This is a genomic window from Nocardia sp. NPDC059154, assembly GCF_042755705.1.
Taxonomy (GTDB): domain Bacteria; phylum Actinomycetota; class Actinomycetes; order Mycobacteriales; family Mycobacteriaceae; genus Nocardia.
This window is the reverse complement of sequence record NZ_JBHZCS010000201.1, coordinates 1-1,427: the sequence shown is the minus strand read 5'-3', so window position 1 is coordinate 1,427 and position 1,427 is coordinate 1. Positions and strand designations below refer to the sequence as shown.

Genomic DNA, 1,427 nt, shown 5'->3' with positions numbered 1-1,427 from the left:
GGGTTGCGTCCAATAGCGTGGTGTAGCAGCAGCGATCGGCTGTTGAGTCTGTCGTAATCCCCGGACAGCAGGGTGGCCACCGCGTGATCCTTCAGAAGACCTACCAAGTCGCTCCGAAGGAAGAAGACCACGCGATGACCAATCTCCAGCCTATCGACCCTGCCAAGCCCTTCGCCGAACAAGTGGCGATGGCCAGCCCGGACCTGCTGCGCGCCATGGTGTCGAGTTTCGTACAAACCTTGATGAGCGCCGAGGCCGACGCCGCCTGCGGCGCCGGCTACGGCGAACGCAGCGACGAGCGCGTCAACCACCGCAACGGCTACCGCCACCGCGACTTCGACACCCGCGTCGGCACCATCGACGTGGCGATCCCGAAACTACGGCAGGGCAGCTATTTCCCGGAGTGGCTGCTCGAACGCCGCAAGCGCGCCGAACGGGCCCTGACCTCGGTGGTCGCCACTTGCTATCTGCTCGGGGTGTCGACGCGGCGGATGGAGAAACTCGTCGAATCCTTGGGCATCACAAGCCTTTCCAAGTCCCAGGTGTCGATGATGGCCCGCGATCTCGACGCTCAGGTCGAGGCGTTCCGCACCCGCCCGCTCGACCAAGGGCCTTACACGTTCGTCGCCGCTGACGCCCTGGTGCTGAAGGTCCGTGAGAACGGGCGTGTAGTGAACGTCCACTGCTTGATCGCCACCGGTGTCAACGCCGACGGCTACCGCGAAATCCTCGGTCTGCAAGTGGTTTCCGGTGAAGACGGGGCCGGTTGGCTGGCGTTCTTCCGTGACCTGGTCGCTCGCGGCCTGTCCGGCGTCGCCCTGGTCACCTCCGACGCCCATGCCGGGCTCGTCGCGGCGATCGGGGCGACGCTGCCGGGCGCGAGCTGGCAACGCTGCCGCACCCACTACACCGTGAACCTGATGTCGGTCTGCCCGAAATCGTCCTGGCCGTGGGTGCGCACCCTGCTGCATTCGGTATTCGATCAAGCAGACACTGAATCAGTTGCCGCACAATATGATCGGATGCTCGACGCCCTCGCCGAGAAACTGCCGAAGGTCGCCGACCACCTCGACGCCGCCCGCGCGGACCTGCTGGCGTTCACCGCGTTCCCGAAACAGATCTGGCGACAGATCTGGAGCAACAATCCGCAGGAACGGCTGAACAAGGAGATCCGCCGCCGCACCGACGTCGTCGGGATCTTCCCCGACCGCGGCGCGATCATCCGCCTGGTCGGCGCCGTCCTGGCCGAGCAACACGACGAATGGATCGAAGGCCGCCGCTACCTCGGCCTGGACGTTCTGGCCCGCTCCCGCGGGCTCACCTCCGCCGACGAACAGGAGGACACCGCACCCGCAGAGCTCACCGCCTGACCGAATACCGGATCATGCGGTGACCACCCGAGTTACACCACGCCCTGGGACTTGACC

Annotated in this window: 1 protein-coding gene; it reads left to right on the top strand. The window is 65.6% G+C overall.

Annotation, left to right across the window (positions count from 1 at the left end; genetic code table 11):
• Nucleotides 1-134: 134 nt before the first annotated feature.
• The gene (locus ACFXN1_RS51805) at nucleotides 135-1,370 is read left to right on the top strand and encodes an IS256 family transposase (RefSeq protein ID WP_379443145.1); all 1,236 of its coding nucleotides are present in this window, start codon (nucleotides 135-137) and stop codon (nucleotides 1,368-1,370) included.
• Nucleotides 1,371-1,427 lie beyond the last annotated feature (57 nt).